Consider the following 20917-nt stretch of genomic DNA (forward strand, 5'->3'; position numbering starts at 1 on the left):
GTTAAATACACAACTTTTTAAACTTAAAATTTAGTTTTTTTTTAACGATGTGTTAACGTTGTGAAGAGTTATGTGCAACATGTAAGAAATGTGAGGAACATTAAAATTCCTTGGAGCTATTCCAAAAAAAAAGCACCTATAAGAGTATAGATGCTTTTTGTTGAAATATTGAATAACAATTGTTATCTCATTGAATTACGGTGTCTTTAATTTTAGAACCGCCGACTTTCCGGAAGTGACATCTGCAGTTTCCTGAAAAATAAAAACTGCTGTAGCATAATCAGAAGGAGCCGAATTATTTGTAAGGGTAATAAACATAGTACCTCTACGCATATTGGCTGGAATTACAACATCGGCATCAAACGAATAATTATCTGATGTTAAATCTGAATTTGCTGAATCAACAACCACCTGAAAGGTTCTATCTACATCAGACACTGTCGTGACGAAGTAAGTAACCGGAATATTAGCCGATGCTCCCGGAGGCAACGGTAATTCAAGTTCTCCAAACGTAAATCCGATAGTAGCACCACGATCAGTTTCATACTCATCGTATGATTCACTACATGATGTTACCACTAAGGCGGATAAAACTAAAGTTAATAATATATATATTTTTTTCATCTGTCTTAATTTTTAGAATTAGTATCCGGGGTTTTGTTGCAAACTAGGGTTTGCATCTAATGATTCCTGAGCTATTGGAAGTTGAAACTTGTTACTTCCTGCAGCCAATGTCAACACATCCGATGGCGTTCCTGATCCATCTGCAATATACCCTGCATTTGTTCTTTGAACAGGTAAATTCCATCTTTTCAAGTCGAAGAAACGCTGATATTCGAAAGCGAATTCAAGTCTTCTTTCCAAACGAATTGCATCTCTTAGAGCAGTTCCCGTTTCACCACTTGGCGGTGTAAGATACCTTCTGGTTCTAACCTGATCCAAAGCTTGTCTTGCAGCAGTTTCATTACCGATATTAAAGTAGGCTTCCGCTTTGTTTAAATATGCTTCGGCTGCTCTTAAGATCTTATAATCTACAACTCCTGGCTGTCCACCGGGACGCGCAAATAATTTTTTGATACCGTTGTAAGGTATTCCTCCGCTGGATGCATCAAAAATATAGGCTTCACCTCTAATATCATCACTTGCATATAAGTTATTTAGTTGTAAAGATGCCACGTATTCAGGTATCAAACTGTTTACACCTCCCTGACTCCAGGTTACACCAATTGCGTTACCCAAGGTTGGACTTTCGTTAGGGATGTAAAATACCAGTCCGGCTTGACTTGTGTCTTCCCATACGCCTACAACTGCATCACGAGGTGCAACAGCTGTAGTAACAGCATTGGCTGCATCAATTGAATTCTGCCATTGACCCATGTATAAGTATACTCGCGATAATAACACGTTTATAGCGTCTTTACCCATACGTCCTGCTGGATTTGTTTGATTTATGCCTGCTCTTGCATCCAGAAGATCTTGAACTATCATACCGTATACTTCTCCAACAGGCATTCTTGCCGGTTGAATGTTCGGGTCTGCTTCAGTTACATAAGCAATACCTAAACTTCCATTCGCATCACTTGACTGTGTTGGAATTTTACCATAAACCGATACCAAATTAAAATGCGCTAAGGCTCTTAATGCTTTGGCTTCGGCGACGATATTTGCCTTGCTTTCTCCTTCAAATGACTCAGCGTAAAATAACACCTGATTTGCATGGTAAACCGTTACGTACACATCACGATAGAATGTAAGCATTGTTGTGGATGCATTGTAGTTATAATCGTGTAAGAAACGTTTTGTATTACGGCTGGTAGGCACCAAAGTTGTATTGTCAGACAATACATCCGGCGCACTCAACATCGAACCTGCATCACTGCTTCCGTAAAATCCGCCTCGAATCAATCCTAAGTATACTCCACGGATTCCATTTTCAAAATCCTGAGCAGTCACGAATGCATTGTCTGATGCAAATCCGTCAAAAGGAACTTGGTCCAGTTCTTTGTCACAGGAGACTAAAACACCTGCAAAAAGAAGAATAATTGTTAATTTATAAATATATTTTTTCATGTTCTTTTTTTTAAATTTAGAAACTTACATCAATTCCAACTTGGATTGATTTTGTATTTGGATAACTATAAAGGGTAGCTTCTCCGGGAGCAACTGAATTTGCAAACGAAATTGTTTCACCCGATGAAAGTCCTACTTCAGGATCACCAAAGAATTTAGTGAATGTAAGCAAGTTTTGTCCTTGTACATAAACTCTAAATGCATTTAGAGGTGAGTTCGCTAACATAGAACGAGAGAAATTGTACGAAAGCGTGATATTTCGCATTCTTACATAATCTCCTTTTTCTAAGAATCGATCTGAATTAACAGCTTGCAATTCTTCCTGAGAAATTAATGGACTTGGGTACACATTTGTATCTCCCGGTTGTTGCCAGTAATTAAATGCATCTAAAGCCTGGTTGTCATCTATATTAGCTCCGTCTGAAATTAAATTAGATTTCACGAAGTTATTAACCCAGTTACCTGCTTTAAAAACAAAATCTGTTCTCAAGCCAAATCCTTTATAGGTAATGTTAGAGAAGAATCCTCCTTCTTTATCGGCAATTGTAGATTTTCCTTGAAAAACTCTATTCTCACCATCTGGAAGATCACCTGCACGATAGGTATTTCCGTCGGCTCCGTAATACAAAGGTGCTCCGGTAGCCGGATCAACTCCTGCATAACGAATCAAATAGTGCTCGTTAATCATTTGACCTTCTCTATAAGCGATGTTGAATGCTGTGTTAGGGAAAACATCGTCACCCTCACCGTCACCATCGTTATCGGGAAGTTCCACAATTTCAGTATCAAGGAACACAATATTTCCTCCTAAGGTCCATTTGAAGTTTTCAGATTTGAAAATGTCACCTTGCAATGATACCTCCAAACCTCTGTTCTCAATTATACCTAAGTTACCAACTACACCTAACTGACCTGCAGTATCTATAACACCGGCTTCGTCAGCAGTAGGGATTAAGAAAAGTAAATCCTCAGTTCTTCTAATGAAATAATCGGTTACCCCACGAACTCTTCGGTTAAATAAGTTAAACTCAAGTCCGACGTTAGTAGTAGTGGTAGTTTCCCACTTGATACCGGGGTTACCAAAATTACCAACCTGAGTACCTGAACCACCTGGATAAGAGCCAAATGTAACTAAACTCTGAGAAGCATAACGGGCAATTCCGTTTCTGTTTCCTACTGTTCCGTAAGCTGCTCTTAATTTTAAATCGTTAATAGCATCTACCTGGAAAAAGTCTTCCTTGGCGATATTCCATCCCAAACTTCCACTGTAAAATACTCCGAAGCGATTGTCTGACCCAAAGTTTGATGAACCGTCATATCGAACAGAAGCAGAAGCCAAGTACTTTTCCTTATAATCGTAATCTGCAAATACTCCATAAGAAACCAAAGTGATTACATCTCTGGTAGTAGAAGCTAATGTTGGCTCATTTGCATTTGATTGCGTGGTTAGCAATGCAGATGGAAAACCAATACTTCTTAAACGGTAACCACTATTCTGATTCTTATTGTACTCAAATAACCCTAGTGCATTTAAATGATGATTGTTTGCAGATAGGTTATAGTTTAATCTGTTGCTAATTGTAAAGTCATATCTGTAAATACCTGTATCCAGTTTATTACCAGGATTATTAGGATCTCCAATAATGGCATCTAATATTCCTCCCGGTTTTGAATAACTTTCATTACGCTGATTTACACTATTGGCAGCCACGTTAATTCCATAACTGAAATCTTTGGTAAAACGAACCTCAGCATCCACACTTGCTAATAAATTATTTTCAATTTGAATAGCAGGCTCAGAAAGCAAGGCGCCTCTTACATTAAAGGTAGTATGTGTTGCAGAATAAACAGGGTTCCCGTTTTCATCTAAAACAACGTTTCCATCTTCGTCTAAAACGAATTCAGTTTCATATGGATTGTAATCGTACATCGCTCTAAAAGGGTTTTGTACATTGTTACGATCACGTGGTTCGTCGCTGGTAGATCTTGAGTAACCAACATTTACACCCAATGACAACCAATCTTTGGCGTCAAAATTCAAATTCAATCGAGAATTGAATCTTTCAAAACCGTCTAGTTGATCTATAATACCTGTATTTCTATCATGACCTACAGAAAAATAGTAATCCATTTTTTCAGATCCACCCGAGAAAGAAACATTGTTGTTTTGCACGATTCCTTCCTTCAGCATTAAATCTTGCCAATCGGTTTGGTTGTCTAAAAGAAATTGTCTTTCAGGACTTCCCGGTAGTGTAGTAACTCCTGGCAAGCTCCCCGCGGTTGTAACACCTAATGCATATAGTTCAGCTTCATACTGCAATTTCTGCTCGGCATTCATGATATTAAAATTAGGCTTTATTCTAGATGTAAAACCATATCTCGAACTGTACTTTACGATAGCGTCTTTATTTCTGTTACCATTTTTTGTTGTAATTACCACAACTCCACTTGCACCTCTGGACCCGTATCGGGCAGTAGTTGCAGCGTCTTTAAGGATGGTAATATTCTCGATATCATCGTTGGGAATGTTACCTAAATCCTCTTCTCTTATTACCGCGCCATCAACTACATAAAGTGGAGAGGAAGCTCCTGCTGTCAAAGAACCAACACCACGGATACGTACAAACGCTCCTTGTCCCGGTTTTCCATTGGCAGCTGTAACCTGAACCCCAGCGGCTTTACCTTGTAAAAGGTTGTCCACACTTGTTGTTGGACTTAATTCGGAAATTTCACTTGCCGAAATAGAAACCACAGCTGAAGTCTGTACAGTCTGATTTCTTGTTGAGTAACCTGTTACCACAACTTCAGAAAGCATATTTCCTGCAACCATATTCACATTGATGCTGTTGGCAGCACCAACTTTGAACTCCTGAGTGTCAAAGCCAACGTAGCTAAACACTAAGGTTTGCCCAATCGAGGCTGTGATAGTGTAATTACCATCAAAGTCTGATTGAGTTCCAGTATTGGTTTCTTTTATGATAATGTTCGCTCCCGGAAGCGGTAAACCTGTATCATCTGATACTGTACCGGAAACTGTTTTTTCTTGTGCAAAAGTAACTTGCACTACTAACGCTAAAAGAATCGTTAGTATTCCACGTATTTTTTGTTTCATATTATTAATATTAAATTAAGGATAGTCAAAAGTGCCAATTAAATGTGAAATTAGCAAGTTTTTATTCTTAAAATTAGTTGCGTTAATAAGTGTATTATTATCGGGCTTTACTAGGCTCTTCAGAATCTGGAAGATAGGCTGAGATGTATTTTTGTGTTAGAAAAAGTAAAGTTCTGACTGTCTGAATTTCCATTTGCTAAATTCAGCTTAAAAATTCCCGCTTTCGTTTGTAAACCAAATCCAATTCCGAAGCTATAGAGCTTTTCTTTTTGATTAAAAATGCGATTTTCAAAGTAGCCTAAATCAATTATACTGTGAATGTATATTGTGGGATTGGCGATATAACGATATTCTGTATTAAGAACCGAAAAGAACGATGCATCTATACTGTTTTCATCAAAACCTCGCATAGTGTTAATACCACCAAAACGGAATAATTCATTTGTTATATAGGTATCGCTCAAAAGTACACTGGTGCTGTTTTGTATAAAGATGGCATTTTTATAATTTAAATTTAAAATATGATTTGTAAGTGTTGCAAACCGCTGTTGTGCCTCCTTTGTACTTTTCAATTTTCGAGTGCCAATTTCGGTGTCTATCGAAAGAAAAGTTTTAATAGGGAAAAGGGGGCTCTTTTGCTGCTTGGTGAAATTGATTCCGGAAATTGCAAATCTCGAAGTATAGTCCTCAATGGCAATTCCGCCAAATGCGACGTCTAATAGATTACTCGATTCGTATCCTTTGTAACCCAAGTAGGCGCTGGAAGCGGGGTTTAATTGATACGTCACTCTTATTTGTTGCTCGGTGGTGACAAAAGAGCTATCCCTTTTAAATATTTTCAGTTCAGCACCGGCGCCAAAAGGAGATTTAAAAAGGTATGGAAGGTTTACTTTTACCCTAAAATTTTGCTGTTCATTGCCATCAGATTTGTAATTTATGAGCAGCTGTTCCCCATAATTGAGATTGTTATTGAGCTCCAGATTAAGGTAGCCGTTAAATTCCAGTTTATTGGATTCTTCATTTGTTGAAAATCCTAAAATACCGTCAAATAAATTATTGTTTTGTTTTTTGAGATAAAAATATACGGTTGTGGATTCTTTTCGAAACAATGCCTCGGGAGCCTTAATAGTACTTACAAACCCCAGATTATTTAAAACTTCATTTTGAGCAATTAATTTTTGCAAACGAAACGGTTTGCCTGTTTTTATACCTGCATAGTATTTTAGATAGGATTTTGGAAATTTGTCGTATCCTTTCACCACAATCGAATCGATAGTTCTGGATTCTCTGTTTTCCAATACAAGTTTTGCTTCTAAAGTTGAGGAGTTTACTTTTTCTATTTCGTCTAGTCGTACTCTGGCAAATGCATTGCCTTTATCAATTTTAATAGCATTTAGTTTTGTAAGTGCCAATTCGAAGGTTGAGAAATTAAGAACAAAATAGGTGTCGTTTACTTCTTCGGATACACGCTGCAGTTCGCTTTTGCTGAAATCGTTTGCATTGTAAAATACCTTAATATATAGGTATCTTTTTCCGAAGAAATAATTTGCCCTATAACTGCTGTCATTTTTTTTCTGAAGGGATTGTAATTCGCTATCGATATATCCAATCTTTTGAAGCTTATAAGCCAAGGTGTCGGCTTCTTTTTTCAAGGATATATAATCGTTAAAGGTATTTTGAAAGTTCAGGATGTCTAAGAGGCCTTCGGGAAGGGGATTCTCTGCTTCAACGGTGAGTCTTAGATTTTGGGCATAAAGCAGCTGCGTACTAGTTATATATATATTAAGGTATAAAAAGATGTAAAGGAAAAACTTCAAATGCCATGTTTTTTGTGTTGTAAAACTAACGTTTCAATGCGGTTTTTAATATCTCAATTTCAAAATAATAAAAGAGTGGGTAAAATTAATTTAGGAACGTTTGATTAATTCAATTTTATTTCTACCTTTGCAAGCCCTTAAAAAGAGGGATTTTATATTTAAATAAGTATAATACATATTTTATATGCCAACAATTTCACAATTAGTACGAAAAGGAAGAGCCAAAATAACCAAGAAGAGTAAATCGGCTGCTTTAGATTCGTGTCCTCAAAGACGAGGTGTGTGTACGCGTGTATATACTACTACTCCTAAGAAACCTAACTCTGCAATGCGTAAAGTAGCAAGGGTAAGGTTGACCAATGGAAAGGAAGTAAACGCATACATCCCTGGTGAAGGACATAATCTACAAGAGCACTCGATAGTATTGGTTAGAGGTGGAAGGGTAAAAGATTTGCCGGGAGTTAGATATCATATCGTTCGTGGAGCTTTAGACACCGCAGGTGTTGAAGGAAGAACACAACGTAGATCTAAGTACGGTGCAAAACGCCCTAAAAAGTAATCTAAAAACTTTTAAAGAGAAGACATGAGAAAAAGACAGGCCAAAAAAAGACCACTTTTACCGGATCCGAGATTTAATGATCAGTTAGTGACACGTTTTGTGAACAACATGATGTGGGACGGAAAAAAGTCGGTGGCTTTTAAAGTGTTTTACGATGCAATTGATATCGTAGACGAGAAAAAAACAGACGAAGAAAAAACGGCTTTAGAGATTTGGAAAGATGCACTTTCCAATGTAATGCCTCACGTTGAGGTTCGTAGTCGTAGAGTTGGTGGGGCGACCTTCCAAATTCCTATGCAAATACGTCCGGACAGAAAGATCGCTACAGCAATGAAGTGGTTAATTGGTTACGCTAGAAAGCGTAACGAAAAGTCCATGGCGCAAAAACTGGCAGGAGAAATTCTTGCTGCTGCAAAAGAAGAAGGAGCGGCGGTTAAAAAGCGTACAGATACGCACAAAATGGCCGAAGCGAATAAAGCATTCTCACATTTCAGATTCTAAAAAATGGCACAAAGAGATTTAAAATATACTAGAAATATAGGGATTGCCGCGCATATCGATGCCGGTAAAACCACCACCACAGAGCGTATTTTGTTCTATACCGGGGTGAGTCACAAAATTGGTGAAGTTCACGACGGTGCGGCAACTATGGACTGGATGGAGCAGGAGCAGGAGAGAGGTATTACTATTACTTCGGCTGCCACTACCTGTACATGGAAGTTCCCATTGAAAAATGGTGAACCTGTGGAGGACACAAAAGATTTTCACTTTAATATTATCGATACTCCCGGTCACGTTGATTTTACCGTAGAGGTAAACCGTTCATTGAGAGTATTGGATGGATTGGTATTCCTTTTTAGTGCAGTGGATGGTGTTGAACCACAATCTGAGACTAACTGGAGGCTTGCCGACAACTACAAAGTGCCGCGTATTGGATTCGTAAACAAAATGGATCGTCAAGGGGCTAACTTTATGGAAGTTTGTCAGCAAGTGAAAGATATGCTGAAGTCTAATGCAGTACCTATCGTATTGAATATCGGTGATGAGGACAACTTTAAAGGAATTGTGGATCTGGTAAAGAACCGTGCTGTAATTTGGCATGATGAATCTTTCGGAGCAACTTTCGATGTTGTTGATATTCCTGAAGAACTTAAGGCAGAGGCAAAATTATTGCGCGGTAAACTTATTGAAGAAGTTGCGGCTTATGATGAGAATTTGCTTGAAAAATATATGGAAGATGAAGATTCTATTACAGAAGAGGAAGTGCATGCTGCGCTTCGTGCTGCTGTAATGGATATGAGTATCATTCCAATGGTATGTGGATCATCTTTTAAAAACAAAGGAGTTCAGTTTTTATTGGATGCCGTTTGTAGATACCTGCCTTCTCCAGTGGATAAGGAAGGTATTATTGGTGTTAATCCGGATACTGAAAAAGAAGAAATCCGTAAGCCGGATGTATCTGCTCCTTTTGCAGCATTGGCATTTAAGATTGCTACCGATCCTTTTGTAGGTCGTTTGGCTTTCTTCCGTGTGTATTCCGGTCGTTTGGATGCCGGTTCTTATATCTTGAACAATCGTTCAGGAAAAAAAGAACGTATTTCACGTATCTACCAAATGCACTCTAACAAGCAAAATGCTATCGATTATATCGAAGCAGGAGATATTGGAGCTGCGGTTGGATTTAAAGACATCAAGACAGGAGATACCATGTCCGATGAAAAACATCCTATTGTTTTAGAAAGTATGAACTTCCCGGATCCCGTAATTGGTATCGCAGTGGAGCCAAAAACTAAGGCAGATGTTGATAAATTAGGAATGGCACTTTCTAAGCTTGCAGAAGAAGATCCAACGTTTACAGTTCGTACTGATGAAGCTTCAGGACAAACCATCATTTCAGGAATGGGAGAACTTCACTTAGATATTATTGTAGACCGTTTACGTCGCGAGTTTAAAGTTGAAGTTAACCAGGGACAACCACAGGTAGAATATAAAGAAGCGGTAACCAAATCTGCAGATCACAGAGAAGTCTATAAAAAGCAATCTGGTGGTCGTGGTAAGTTTGCCGATATCGTATTTACCTTGGAGCCTGCAGAAGATGGAAAAGTGGGTCTTGACTTTGTTAACGCAGTAAAAGGTGGTAACGTTCCTAAAGAATTTATCCCTGCTGTTGAAAAAGGATTTAAGCAAGCTATGGTCAATGGGCCTTTGGCCGGATTTGAAGTTGATAGTATGAAGGTGACCTTGAAGGACGGTTCTTTCCACCCTGTGGATTCGGATGCATTGTCTTTTGAGCTAGCAGCAAAAATGGGCTTTAAAGCCGTTGCTAAAAAAGCCGGAGCTGTAATTTTGGAACCCATCATGAAACTTGAAGTAATTACTCCCGAAGAAAACATGGGGGATATTGTAGGTGACTTAAACCGTCGTCGTGGTCAGGTTAATGATATGGGTGACAGAGCAGGTGCAAAAGTTGTTAAGGCTGAAGTGCCTCTTTCTGAAATGTTCGGTTATGTTACAACATTAAGAACATTGTCTTCAGGACGTGCAACATCAACAATGGAATTTTCACATTATGCTGAAACTCCTTCTAATATTTCAGAAGAAGTAATCGCAGCAGCAAGAGGAACCGCTAACGTATAATATTTCAGCAATGAGTCAAAAAATAAGAATTAAACTAAAATCTTACGATCACAATTTAGTGGACAAATCTGCTGAAAAAATTGTAAAGACCGTAAAGAGTACCGGTGCAGTAGTAACAGGACCAATCCCGTTACCAACACACAAGAAGATATTTACAGTGTTACGTTCACCACACGTAAACAAGAAGAGTAGAGAACAATTCCAATTAAGCTCTTACAAGAGATTGTTGGATATCTACAGCTCTTCTTCAAAAACCATTGATGCTCTAATGAAGTTAGAGTTGCCAAGTGGTGTTGAGGTGGAAATAAAAGTTTAGGTATAAACTTTTATTGACATCCCGAACTTGTTTCGGGGGCTTAAAGAGAGTTTCCCACTTGCGTGGGAAGTAAACATGTCCGGAGCCGCGTGCAAAGGAAAAACGGAACAAAATAATATTCAGGGTTGAATTTATTTTGACCCTGTTTTTTTCTGAAAGAATTTTTTCAGAAACAATAAAAAGAGAATAATTAATAACTAATAATAAATAAATATGTCTGGGTTAATTGGAAAGAAGATAGGGATGACCAGCATCTTTGACGAGAACGGGAAGAATATTCCTTGTACCGTTATTGAAGCAGGACCTTGTGTTGTTACCCAAGTCAGAACCAAAGAGGTTGACGGGTACGAAGCTCTTCAACTTGGTTTCGATGACAAGAAGACTGTTACTAAGGCTGCCGAAGGGCATGCCAAAAAAGCAGGAACCGTTGCAAAACGAAAAGTCGTTGAATTCCAAGGATTTGAAGAAGATTACAAATTAGGAGATACCATAACGGTAGAACATTTTATCGAAGGAGAATACGTGGATATCGCGGGTACTTCAAAAGGTAAAGGTTTTCAAGGTGTTGTAAAGCGTCACAATTTTGGCGGTGTGGGTCAGGCGACTCACGGACAGCACAACCGATTAAGAGCTCCGGGTTCTATTGGTGCAGCCTCATATCCTGCGAGAGTTTTCAAAGGAATGAAGATGGCGGGCCAAATGGGAAGCGAACGAGTGAAAGTTGAAAATTTAAGAGTTTTAAAAGTAGTTCCTGAAAAGAATTTACTTGTGGTTAAAGGATGTGTTCCCGGCCATAAAAACGCTTATGTAATGATAGAGAAATAATGAAGGTAGCTGTATTAGATATTAACGGAAAAGACACAGGTAGAAAGGTTGAGCTTTCTAAGGATGTGTTTGGAATAGAGCCTAACAATCACGCTGTTTACCTAGATGTGAAGCAATACCTTGCCAATCAGAGACAAGGAACTCACAAGGCCAAAGAGCGTGCAGAGATTGCCGGTTCAACCAGAAAGATCAAGAAGCAAAAAGGAACAGGTACTGCCCGTGCGGGAAGTATCAAGTCCGGTGTATTTAAAGGTGGTGGTAGAATGTTTGGTCCAAGACCAAGAAGCTATTCCTTTAAATTGAATAAAACCTTAAAGCGTTTGGCGCGTCGTTCTGCATTGAGTATCAAGGCAAATGACAAGGCAATCGTCGTATTGGAAGACCTTAATTTTGACGGGCCAAAGACGAAGAATTTTACCAATGTTTTAAAGACCTTAGGGCTTGAAAACAAAAAATCTTTGTTTGTGTTGGGAGAGTTAAATAATAATGTATATTTGTCGTCTCGCAATTTGAAAGGCACTGAAGTTGTAACTAACTCAGAATTAAGCACTTACAAAATTATGAATGCAAACAGTCTAGTGCTGTTTGAAGGTTCTTTGGAAGGAATTGAAACAAACTTAAGTAAATAGAAACAAGATGAATATCTTAATAAAACCTATAATTACGGAAAAAGCTACTAAAGATGCCGAAGACAAAAATGTTTTTGGTTTTGTAGTAAACCCAAAGGCGAACAAGGTAGAAATCAAAAAAGCGGTTGAGGCTGCTTATGGAGTTTCTGTTACCGGAGTTCGTACAATGAATGTCCGCCCCGATAGAAAGACTCGTTTTACAAAAACGGGGGTTCAAACTGGTAAAACAAATGCTTATAAAAAAGCAATTGTACAGGTGGCGGAAGGTGATACAATAGATTTTTACAGTAACATCTAAGCTCGCTTAGATTTAATCAGACAAAAATGTCAGTAAGAAAATTAAAACCTATCACCCCAGGTCAGCGATTTAGAGTTGTAAATGGATTTGACGCCATTACAACTGATAAGCCGGAGAAAAGTTTATTAGCTCCGAATAAAAGATCTGGTGGTAGAAACAGTCAAGGAAAAATGACCATGCGCTATATAGGTGGTGGTCATAAGAGAAAATATCGAATTATCGATTTTAAGCGTGACAAAGCGGGAATTCCTGCAACAGTTGCGTCTATAGAATACGATCCAAACCGTACCGCTTTTATTGCGTTGCTTAATTACCAGGATGGTGAAAAGCGCTATGTAATTGCACAAAACGGACTTCAAGTTGGGCAGAATATTGTTTCCGGTGAGAGCGTTGCTCCTGAAATTGGAAACGCCATGTTACTTTCTGCTATTCCATTAGGTACAATTATTTCTTGTTTAGAGTTACGTCCCGGGCAAGGTGCTGTTTTAGCGCGTAGTGCTGGTGCGTTTGCTCAATTAATGGCAAGAGATGGTAGATATGCTACTGTAAAATTACCATCGGGAGAAACTCGTATGGTATTAGTTACTTGTATGGCAACTATCGGTGCTGTTTCTAACAGTGACCACCAGTTGTTAGTATCCGGTAAAGCGGGTAGATCCAGATGGTTAGGAAGAAGACCTCGTACAAGACCGGTAGTGATGAACCCAGTTGATCACCCAATGGGTGGTGGTGAAGGTAAATCTTCAGGAGGGCACCCACGTTCTAGAAACGGTATTCCTGCAAAAGGATACAGAACTCGTTCTAAAACGAAATCGAGTAACAAATACATTATCGAACGTAGAAAGAAATAAGCTATGGCAAGATCATTAAAAAAAGGACCTTACGTTCACTACAAGTTAGAGAATAAAGTACAGCAAAATGTTGAGTCTAATAAGAAGACAGTAATCAAAACCTGGTCACGTGCTTCTATGATTACTCCCGATTTTGTTGGACAAACCATCGCGGTTCATAACGGACGTCAATTCGTTCCCGTATATGTAACTGAAAATATGGTAGGACATAAACTAGGAGAATTTTCACCTACACGATCATTCCGTGGTCACGCTGGTGCAAAAAATAAAGGAAAAAAATAATAGGCCATGGGAGTTCGTAAAAGAGAAAGAGCAGAGCAAATCAAGGAAGCAAAGAAGACAATGTACTTTGCCAAATTGAACAATTGCCCAACATCACCCAGAAAAATGCGTCTAATGGCGGATTTGATTAGAGGTGAAAAAGTGAACAAAGCGCTTAATATTTTAAAGTTCAGTTCTAAGGAATCATCACGTCGTTTGGAAAAACTTGTTTTGTCTGCAATTGCAAACTGGCAAGCTAAAAACGAGGATGCTTCTGTAGAAGACGCAGATCTTTTTGTTAAAGAAATCCGTGTGGATGGTGGAACGATGTTGAAAAGACTTCGTCCTGCACCACAGGGTCGCGCACACCGAATTAGAAAACGTTCCAATCACGTAACACTCGTGTTAGGAGCTAACGATAACACACAAAGCAATTAATAAATGGGACAGAAGACAAATCCAATCGGGAATCGCCTAGGTATTATTAGAGGATGGGAATCCAACTGGTACGGAGGTAATGACTACGGTGATAAATTAGCCGAAGACGACAAGATTAGAAAATATGTTCATGCTCGTTTAAGTAAAGCCAGTGTGTCCAGAGTAATTATTGAGCGTACGCTTAAGCTTGTAACCGTTACTATTACTACAGCTCGTCCCGGTATCATTATCGGTAAGGGAGGTCAGGAAGTAGACAAGCTAAAAGAAGAGCTTAAAAAAATTACAGGTAAAGAGGTTCAGATCAACATTCATGAGATCAAAAGACCCGAATTAGATGCTTTCTTAGTAGGAGCTAGTGTTGCAAGACAAATTGAAAACAGAATTTCATACCGTCGTGCAATTAAAATGGCTATCGCTGCTGCAATGCGTATGAACGCGGAAGGGATTAAAATTCAAATTTCAGGTCGATTAAATGGTGCTGAAATGGCACGTTCAGAATCCTATAAGGATGGACGTATTCCTTTATCGACATTTAGAGCCGATATTGACTATGCTTTAGTTGAGGCGCACACTACCTATGGTAGATTGGGTGTTAAAGTATGGATTATGAAAGGTGAAGTATATGGAAAAAGAGAACTTTCTCCCCTAGTTGGAATGACCAAAAAGGGTGGAAAAAATACTAATTCCGGAGGACGAGGTGGCAATAATAAAGCCCGTCGTAGAAAGTAATTTTTTAAATAGAAGAAAATGTTACAACCTAAGAGAACAAAATACCGTAAAATGCAAAAGGGCCGTATGAAGGGGAATGCCGGTCGCGGTAACCAACTTGCCTACGGAACCTTTGGTATTAAGTCTTTAGATTCAAATTTCTTGACAGCGCGTCAAATAGAAGCAGCTCGTATTGCCGCTACCCGTTATATGAAAAGGGAAGGTTCTATCTGGATTATGATTTTTCCTGATAAACCAATCACTAAAAAGCCTCTCGAGGTTCGTATGGGTAAAGGTAAAGGTGCAGTAGAATATTGGGCAGCAGTTGTTAAACCGGGTAGAATGTTGTTTGAAGTTTCCGGAGTTACTTTGGAAACTGCCAAAGAAGCCTTGCGCCTTGCGGCTCAAAAGCTTCCGGTAAAAACAAAATTTATCATGTCTAGAGATTATCAAGCTTAATTTTATTAAAGATGAAACAATCACAGATAAACGAGACATCAACAGCGGAGCTTCAGGAAAAACTTTCTGAATCGAAAAAAGCATATTCAGACCTAAAAATGGCACATACCATATCACCGTTGGAGAATCCAATTCAATTGAGATCACACAGAAGAGTAATCGCAAGAATTGAGACAGAACTAACTAAAAGAGAAGTACAATAACGGTACGAAGCTGAAAGATGGAAGAAAAAAGAAACTTAAGAAAAGAACGTATAGGTGTAGTTACCAGTAACAAAATGGAAAAATCCATTGTTGTTGCCGAAGTAAAAAAAGTAAAGCACCCTATGTACGGAAAGTTCGTGTTAAAAACGAAAAAATACGTTGCACACGACGAGAAAAACGACTGTAACGAAGGCGATACTGTAAAGATCATGGAAACAAGACCTTTAAGTAAGACCAAGAGTTGGAGGTTAGTAGAAATAATTGAAAGAGCGAAGTAATCATGATACAACAAGAATCAAGACTTAAAGTAGCAGACAACACCGGCGCCAAAGAAGTGCTAACAATTAGAGTGTTGGGCGGGACAAAGAAAAGATATGCTTCTATTGGAGATAAGATTGTAGTTACTGTAAAGGAAGCTACACCCAATGGAAACATTAAAAAAGGTGCCGTTTCTACTGCAGTAGTGGTACGTACCGTGAAAGAAGTAAGAAGACCGGACGGATCGTATATCCGTTTCGACGACAATGCTTGTGTATTGCTTAACCCACAAGGGGAAATGAGAGGTACACGTGTTTTTGGACCGGTTGCCAGAGAACTTCGTGATAAACAATTTATGAAAATAGTATCATTGGCGCCTGAGGTGCTTTAATACGAAACAAAGATGGCAAAGCTTAAAATAAAATCGGGAGATACTGTAGTAGTTACCTCAGGAGAACACAAAGGTTCTGAAGGTAAAGTACTAAGAGTTATTCTTGAGAAAAACAAAGCAATAGTAGAAGGAGTGAATACAGTAAAGAAGCACGAGAAACCTAGCGCAGCTAATCCTCAAGGCGGAATTACCGAAAAAGAGGCTCCTATTCATATTTCTAATCTTTCACTAGTAGATCCTAAATCGGGAGAAGCAACACGTGTTGGATATAGAATGGAAGATGGTAAAAAAGTACGATTTTCTAAAAAATCGAATCAAGTATTATAGTTATGGCATATACACCAAGACTTAAGGGAGAGTACAAGAGCAGAATTATAAATGCTCTTACAGATGAGTTTGGATACAAAAATGTAATGCAGGTACCAAAACTAGAGCGCATTGTTGTGTCTCGTGGAGTAGGTGCTGCCGTTGCAGACAAAAAACTTATCGATTACTCTGTAGACGAATTGACGAACATTACAGGTCAAAAAGCAATTGCAACTATTTCTAAAAAGGATATTGCAAACTTTAAACTTCGTAAAGGAATGCCAATTGGAGCTATGGTTACGTTACGTGGTGAGCGTATGTACGAGTTTTTAGACAGACTTGTTACTTCAGCGCTGCCAAGGGTACGTGATTTCAACGGAATTAAAGCAACAGGATTTGATGGTAGAGGTAATTACTCTTTGGGTGTTACTGAACAAATCATCTTCCCTGAAATTGATATCGACAAGGTAAAGAAGATTGAAGGATTGAACATTACGTTTGTTACTTCAGCCGAAACCGATAAAGAAGCAAAAGCATTACTAACTGAACTAGGTTTACCTTTTAAAAAGAACTAAGATGGCTAAAGAATCAATGAAAGCCCGTGAGGTTAAAAGAGCAAAAACGGTAGCAAAATATGCCGAAAAGCGCAAAGCACTTAAAGAAGCTGGCGACTGGGAAGGTTTACAAAAACTGCCTAAAAATGCTTCACCAATACGTATGCACAACCGTTGCAAACTAACAGGAAGACCTAAGGGATATATGAGAACTTTTGGACTTTCACGTGTAATATTCCGTGAAATGGCTAATCAAGGTCTAATACCAGGTGTTCGAAAAGCAAGTTGGTAAAATTATAAACTGGTAGCAGGTTCAGCATTTGCCGAAAACCATTACCGCAAACTAAAATAAATGACAACAGATCCAATAGCAGATTTTCTAACTAGAATTAGAAATGCAGTGAAAGCAGGACATCGCGTAGTTGAGATTCCCGCTTCCAATCTTAAAAAAGAGATCACAAAAATCTTGTTTGAACAGGGTTTTGTTTTAAGCTACAAATTTGAAGACGATAAAGGACCTCAGGGTACTATCAAAATCGCCTTAAAATATGACAAGCTTACCAAAGATCCTGTAATTAAGAAGATTCAAAGAATAAGTAAACCAGGTTTACGTAAATATGCAAGTTCAACCGAACTACCTCGTATCTTAAATGGATTGGGTATCGCAATTGTTTCTACTTCTCATGGAGTAATGACAGGCAAGCAAGCCAGAGAGCAAAAAGTAGGTGGTGAAGTATTGTGTTACGTTTACTAATATAAAGACAAGAAGAAATGTCAAGAATAGGTAATAACCCGGTAGCAATTCCAACAGGAGTTACAGTTGAAATAAAAGACAACGTGATTACTGTAAAAGGAAAATTAGGAGAATTAACTCAGGAATATTCCGATGTGGCTATAAAGGTAGAAGATGGAAATGCTTTTGTTGAGCGTCCTTCCGATGCAAAAGATCACAGAGCAAAACACGGTTTGTACAGATCGCTAATCAACAATATGATTAAAGGTGTGTCAACAGGATGGACAAAAGAGCTGGAATTAGTAGGAGTTGGATACAGAGCGACAAATCAAGGACAAAAATTAGATTTGGCCATTGGTTATTCTCACAACATAGTATTGGAAATTGCTCCTGAAGTGAAAGTTGAGGCTATCGCTGAAAAAGGAAAGAATCCAGTAATAAAATTAACGTCTCACGACAAACAATTGGTTGGACAGGTAGCTGCGAAAATTCGTGGATTCCGTAAGCCGGAACCTTACAAAGGAAAAGGTATCAAGTTTGTTGGTGAACAATTAAGAAGAAAAGCAGGTAAATCTGCATAACAAATAGAGTTATGGCATTATCAAAACAAGATAGAAGAAATCGTCTACGTTTTAGAATACGTAAAACTATTTCAGGAACAGAACAACGTCCGCGTTTGGCAATCTTCCGAAGTAATAAGGAGATTTATGCGCAGCTTATCGACGATGTAAACGGGAAGACAATTACCGCTGCATCTTCAAGAGATAAAGACATTGACGCTTCAAAAGTGAATAAAATTGAAGCTGCAAAATTAGTAGGAAAAGCAATTGCCGAAAAAGCTGTTAAGGCTGGTGTTGAAGCTGTGGCTTTCGACAGAGGTGGTTACCTATATCACGGAAGAGTAAAATCATTAGCTGAAGGAGCACGCGAAGGCGGCCTTAAATTCTAAGTAGTATGTATCAAGATTATAAAAACGTAGAATTAGTAAAACCAGGAGGTCTTGAATTAAAAGATCGTTTAGTAGGCGTTCAACGTGTTACTAAGGTAACTAAAGGGGGTAGAGCCTTCGGATTTTCAGCTATTGTTGTAGTAGGTGATGAGAATGGTGTTGTAGGACACGGTCTTGGAAAGTCTAAAGATGTAGCAAGTGCAATTGCAAAAGCTATTGAAGATGCCAAGAAGAACCTTGTTCGTATTCCGTTAAACAAAGTAACACTTCCTCACGAGCAAAAAGGAAAATATGGTGGAGCAAGAGTAAACCTTTTACCTGCCGCTCCGGGTACCGGAGTAATTGCCGGAGGAGCTGTACGTGCGGTATTGGAAGCAGTTGGAGTTCACGATGTATTGTCTAAGTCACAAGGGTCTTCTAATCCACATAACGTGGTAAAAGCGACCTTTGATGCCTTATTGCAATTGCGAAGTGCACAAACTGTAGCAAAACAGCGTGGTATCTCTTTGGAGAAATTATATAAAGGATAAACTACAAAAGAAGATGGCAAAAATTAAAGTAACAAAGGTAAAGAGTGCAATTAATCGCACAAAGACCCAGAAGAGAACGCTTGAAGCACTTGGCCTTCGTAAAATGGGTCAAACGGTTGAGCATGAGAACACGCCAAATATTCTTGGTATGATAACTAAAGTTAAACACTTGGTTTCGGTAGAAACTAAATAAGATATACACAATGGATTTAAATAACTTAAAACCTGCAAAAGGTTCGGTTAGTAACAAAGGGAAGCGTGTAGGTCGCGGTCAAGGTTCCGGAAAAGGTGGAACTGCAACACGTGGTCATAAAGGGGCTAAGTCTCGTTCAGGATATTCCAAGAAACTTGGTTTTGAAGGTGGACAAATGCCATTACAACGTCGTGTACCTAAGTTTGGTTTCACTAATGTTAATCGTAAAGAATATCAAGGAGTGAACCTTGATGTACTTCAACAATTAGTGGACGACAAAAAGATAAAGGATACTGTAGACTTCGAAACCTTAGTTGGTTTGGGACTTGCCGGGAAAAGTGAGATGGTGAAGATTTTAGGAAGAGGAGAGCTAAAGGCGAAATTAAAAGTATCTGCACACAAGTTTACTGCCTCAGCTCAAAAAGCGATTGAAGCGGCCGGTGGTGAAGTAGTAACATTGTAATCCAAGAACACCAATGAAATTTATTGATACTATAAAAAACGTTTTCAAAATAGAGGAGCTGCGAAATCGCATCATGGTTACCTTAGGACTATTATTGGTGTATCGTTTTGGTGCACAGGTAGTATTACCGGGTATTGATGCTTCAAAGCTTTCCGAATTTGCCGGTAATTTTGATGCCGGTGGAATTGGAGGATTATTAAATGCATTTACAGGAGGGGCGTTTGCAAATGCCTCTGTTTTTGCGTTGGGTATTATGCCTTATATCTCTGCTTCTATTGTAGTACAATTAATGCAAATTGCGGTGCCTTATCTTCAGAAGTTACAGAAAGAAGGAGAAAGCGGAAGAAAAAAGATCAATCAAATTACTCGTTGGTTAACAATAGGTATCTGTTTGGTACAGGCTCCAAGTTACTTGTTCGGTTTAGAAGCCTTAGGGGTTCCGGCCGAAGCATTTATCCTTGGAAAAGACACCATGTTCTTTGTATCATCGACAATCATCTTGGTAACCGGTTGTGTATTCGCAATGTGGTTGGGTGAGAAAATTACCGATAAAGGAATTGGAAATGGTATCTCTATCTTAATTATGGTAGGTATTATTGCAACCTTGCCGTTGTCATTTGCTCAGGAATTTGCTTCCAGAGTTCTGGAATCTAATGGAGGTTTAATCATGATCCTTATCGAATTAGTAATCTGGTTTATCATCATTCTGGCTTCTGTAATGCTGGTAATGGCGGTACGAAAAATACCGGTGCAATATGCACGGAGAACTGCAAGTGGCGGATATGAAAAGAACATCTTTGGAGCAAGACAATTTATTCCTTTGAAGTTAAACGCTTCAGGGGTAATGCCAATCATCTTTGCTCAGGCAATTATGTTTGTTCCTTCTGCTGTAGCAAGTCTTTCAGAAAGTGAAACGGCTCAGTCTATACAGGCTGCGTTTAGCGATATATTTGGATTGTGGTACAATGTAGTTTTTGCAGCATTGATTATTGTATTTACATATTTCTATACTGCAATCACGGTGCCTACCAATAAAATGGCAGATGATTTAAAACGAAGCGGAGGATTTATTCCGGGGATTAAACCGGGAACAGATACAGCCGAGTTGTTAGATAGAATTATGTCTCAAATTACGCTGCCCGGATCGATTTTCTTAGCTCTTATTGCCATATTTCCTGCATTTGTTGTGAAATTGATGGGAATTCAGCAAGGATGGGCATTGTTCTACGGAGGTACCTCACTTTTAATTATGGTGGGTGTGGCTATCGATACAATGCAACAAGTTAACTCGTATTTGTTAAACCGTCATTACGATGGATTAATGAAGAGTGGTAAAAATAGAAAAGCAGTAGCATAA

Annotated in this window: 29 protein-coding genes; 25 read left to right on the top strand and 4 right to left on the bottom strand. The window is 38.7% G+C overall.

Features of this window, described 5'->3' with window-relative positions; genetic code table 11:
- Nucleotides 1-195: 195 nt before the first annotated feature.
- The 4 genes from ATE92_RS07995 to ATE92_RS08010 form a co-directional block, all read right to left on the bottom strand.
- Complete coding sequence (locus ATE92_RS07995; RefSeq protein ID WP_100803205.1) at nt 196-624, bottom strand: hypothetical protein; 429 nt, start codon at nt 622-624, stop codon at nt 196-198.
- An 18-nt stretch (nt 625-642) separates the two neighbouring features.
- The gene (locus ATE92_RS08000) at nt 643-2070 is read right to left on the bottom strand and encodes a RagB/SusD family nutrient uptake outer membrane protein (protein WP_100803206.1); all 1428 of its coding nucleotides are present in this window, start codon (nt 2068-2070) and stop codon (nt 643-645) included.
- 16 nt (nt 2071-2086) lie between these two features.
- A complete protein-coding gene (locus ATE92_RS08005) occupies nt 2087-5182 on the bottom strand; it encodes a SusC/RagA family TonB-linked outer membrane protein (RefSeq protein ID WP_100803207.1) in 3096 nt (1031 codons plus the stop codon).
- A 119-nt stretch (nt 5183-5301) separates the two neighbouring features.
- The gene (locus ATE92_RS08010) at nt 5302-6999 is read right to left on the bottom strand and encodes a POTRA domain-containing protein (RefSeq protein WP_100803208.1); all 1698 of its coding nucleotides are present in this window, start codon (nt 6997-6999) and stop codon (nt 5302-5304) included.
- A 184-nt stretch (nt 7000-7183) separates the two neighbouring features.
- Between ATE92_RS08010 and rpsL the strand changes: the two genes are divergently transcribed.
- The 25 genes from rpsL to secY all read left to right on the top strand — a co-directional run bounded on the left by rpsL (nt 7184) and on the right by secY (nt 20917).
- Nucleotides 7184-7558, top strand: a complete 375-nt coding sequence (rpsL, locus tag ATE92_RS08015; protein WP_010230128.1) for a 30S ribosomal protein S12 — start codon at nt 7184-7186, stop codon at nt 7556-7558.
- 24 nt (nt 7559-7582) lie between these two features.
- Nucleotides 7583-8059 carry a 30S ribosomal protein S7 gene (gene rpsG / locus ATE92_RS08020; RefSeq protein ID WP_100803209.1) on the top strand — a complete coding sequence of 159 codons (477 nt, stop codon included), beginning with the start codon at nt 7583-7585 and terminating at the stop codon, nt 8057-8059.
- Between the two features lie 3 nt (nt 8060-8062).
- A complete protein-coding gene (gene fusA, locus ATE92_RS08025; RefSeq protein ID WP_100803210.1) occupies nt 8063-10195 on the top strand; it encodes an elongation factor G in 2133 nt (710 codons plus the stop codon).
- A gap of 10 nt (nt 10196-10205) precedes the next feature.
- Nucleotides 10206-10511 carry a 30S ribosomal protein S10 gene (gene rpsJ, locus ATE92_RS08030; protein WP_010181931.1) on the top strand — a complete coding sequence of 102 codons (306 nt, stop codon included), beginning with the start codon at nt 10206-10208 and terminating at the stop codon, nt 10509-10511.
- Between the two features lie 213 nt (nt 10512-10724).
- Nucleotides 10725-11336 carry a 50S ribosomal protein L3 gene (rplC, locus tag ATE92_RS08035; protein WP_100803211.1) on the top strand — a complete coding sequence of 204 codons (612 nt, stop codon included), beginning with the start codon at nt 10725-10727 and terminating at the stop codon, nt 11334-11336.
- Nucleotides 11336-11965, top strand: coding sequence for a 50S ribosomal protein L4 (rplD, locus tag ATE92_RS08040; protein WP_100803212.1), 630 nt, complete (start codon nt 11336-11338; stop codon nt 11963-11965). Before rplC ends, rplD begins: the two co-directional genes overlap by 1 nt.
- 7 nt (nt 11966-11972) lie before the next feature.
- Nucleotides 11973-12263: a 50S ribosomal protein L23 gene (gene rplW, locus ATE92_RS08045; protein ID WP_100803213.1), complete on the top strand. Its 291-nt coding sequence runs from the start codon at nt 11973-11975 to the stop codon at nt 12261-12263.
- 26 nt (nt 12264-12289) lie between these two features.
- Entirely contained in the window at nt 12290-13114 is an 825-nt protein-coding gene (rplB, locus tag ATE92_RS08050; RefSeq protein ID WP_100803214.1) for a 50S ribosomal protein L2, read from the top strand.
- 3 nt (nt 13115-13117) lie between these two features.
- The gene (gene rpsS, locus ATE92_RS08055) at nt 13118-13396 is read left to right on the top strand and encodes a 30S ribosomal protein S19 (RefSeq protein WP_100803215.1); all 279 of its coding nucleotides are present in this window, start codon (nt 13118-13120) and stop codon (nt 13394-13396) included.
- 6 nt (nt 13397-13402) lie between these two features.
- Nucleotides 13403-13813, top strand: coding sequence for a 50S ribosomal protein L22 (gene rplV, locus ATE92_RS08060; protein ID WP_100803216.1), 411 nt, complete (start codon nt 13403-13405; stop codon nt 13811-13813).
- Nucleotides 13814-13816: 3 nt separating this feature from the next.
- Nucleotides 13817-14542: a 30S ribosomal protein S3 gene (gene rpsC, locus ATE92_RS08065; protein WP_100803217.1), complete on the top strand. Its 726-nt coding sequence runs from the start codon at nt 13817-13819 to the stop codon at nt 14540-14542.
- 18 nt (nt 14543-14560) lie between these two features.
- Entirely contained in the window at nt 14561-14980 is a 420-nt protein-coding gene (gene rplP / locus ATE92_RS08070; protein WP_100803218.1) for a 50S ribosomal protein L16, read from the top strand.
- 11 nt (nt 14981-14991) lie between these two features.
- Nucleotides 14992-15183: a 50S ribosomal protein L29 gene (gene rpmC / locus ATE92_RS08075; RefSeq protein ID WP_100803219.1), complete on the top strand. Its 192-nt coding sequence runs from the start codon at nt 14992-14994 to the stop codon at nt 15181-15183.
- Between the two features lie 17 nt (nt 15184-15200).
- The gene (rpsQ, locus tag ATE92_RS08080; RefSeq protein ID WP_093139309.1) at nt 15201-15461 is read left to right on the top strand and encodes a 30S ribosomal protein S17; all 261 of its coding nucleotides are present in this window, start codon (nt 15201-15203) and stop codon (nt 15459-15461) included.
- A gap of 2 nt (nt 15462-15463) precedes the next feature.
- Nucleotides 15464-15832, top strand: a complete 369-nt coding sequence (rplN, locus tag ATE92_RS08085; RefSeq protein ID WP_034259303.1) for a 50S ribosomal protein L14 — start codon at nt 15464-15466, stop codon at nt 15830-15832.
- Between the two features lie 12 nt (nt 15833-15844).
- The gene (gene rplX, locus ATE92_RS08090; protein WP_100803220.1) at nt 15845-16159 is read left to right on the top strand and encodes a 50S ribosomal protein L24; all 315 of its coding nucleotides are present in this window, start codon (nt 15845-15847) and stop codon (nt 16157-16159) included.
- A gap of 2 nt (nt 16160-16161) precedes the next feature.
- The gene (gene rplE / locus ATE92_RS08095; protein WP_100803221.1) at nt 16162-16713 is read left to right on the top strand and encodes a 50S ribosomal protein L5; all 552 of its coding nucleotides are present in this window, start codon (nt 16162-16164) and stop codon (nt 16711-16713) included.
- Between the two features lies 1 nt (nt 16714).
- Complete coding sequence (gene rpsN, locus ATE92_RS08100; protein ID WP_100803222.1) at nt 16715-16984, top strand: 30S ribosomal protein S14; 270 nt, start codon at nt 16715-16717, stop codon at nt 16982-16984.
- Between the two features lie 60 nt (nt 16985-17044).
- Nucleotides 17045-17446: a 30S ribosomal protein S8 gene (gene rpsH / locus ATE92_RS08105; protein ID WP_100803223.1), complete on the top strand. Its 402-nt coding sequence runs from the start codon at nt 17045-17047 to the stop codon at nt 17444-17446.
- Nucleotides 17447-17463: 17 nt separating this feature from the next.
- Nucleotides 17464-18006, top strand: a complete 543-nt coding sequence (rplF, locus tag ATE92_RS08110) for a 50S ribosomal protein L6 (protein WP_100803224.1) — start codon at nt 17464-17466, stop codon at nt 18004-18006.
- Nucleotides 18007-18017: 11 nt separating this feature from the next.
- Entirely contained in the window at nt 18018-18374 is a 357-nt protein-coding gene (gene rplR, locus ATE92_RS08115; protein WP_100803225.1) for a 50S ribosomal protein L18, read from the top strand.
- A 5-nt stretch (nt 18375-18379) separates the two neighbouring features.
- On the top strand, nt 18380-18904 hold the full coding sequence (gene rpsE, locus ATE92_RS08120; RefSeq protein ID WP_100803226.1) for a 30S ribosomal protein S5: 525 nt from the start codon (nt 18380-18382) through the stop codon (nt 18902-18904).
- A 13-nt stretch (nt 18905-18917) separates the two neighbouring features.
- Nucleotides 18918-19097, top strand: a complete 180-nt coding sequence (rpmD, locus tag ATE92_RS08125) for a 50S ribosomal protein L30 (protein WP_100803227.1) — start codon at nt 18918-18920, stop codon at nt 19095-19097.
- Nucleotides 19098-19107: 10 nt separating this feature from the next.
- Complete coding sequence (gene rplO, locus ATE92_RS08130) at nt 19108-19560, top strand: 50S ribosomal protein L15 (RefSeq protein ID WP_100803228.1); 453 nt, start codon at nt 19108-19110, stop codon at nt 19558-19560.
- Between the two features lie 13 nt (nt 19561-19573).
- Nucleotides 19574-20917, top strand: coding sequence for a preprotein translocase subunit SecY (gene secY / locus ATE92_RS08135; RefSeq protein WP_100803229.1), 1344 nt, complete (start codon nt 19574-19576; stop codon nt 20915-20917).

The sequence above is a fragment of the Ulvibacter sp. MAR_2010_11 genome (assembly GCF_002813135.1).
Lineage (GTDB): Bacteria > Bacteroidota > Bacteroidia > Flavobacteriales > Flavobacteriaceae > Altibacter.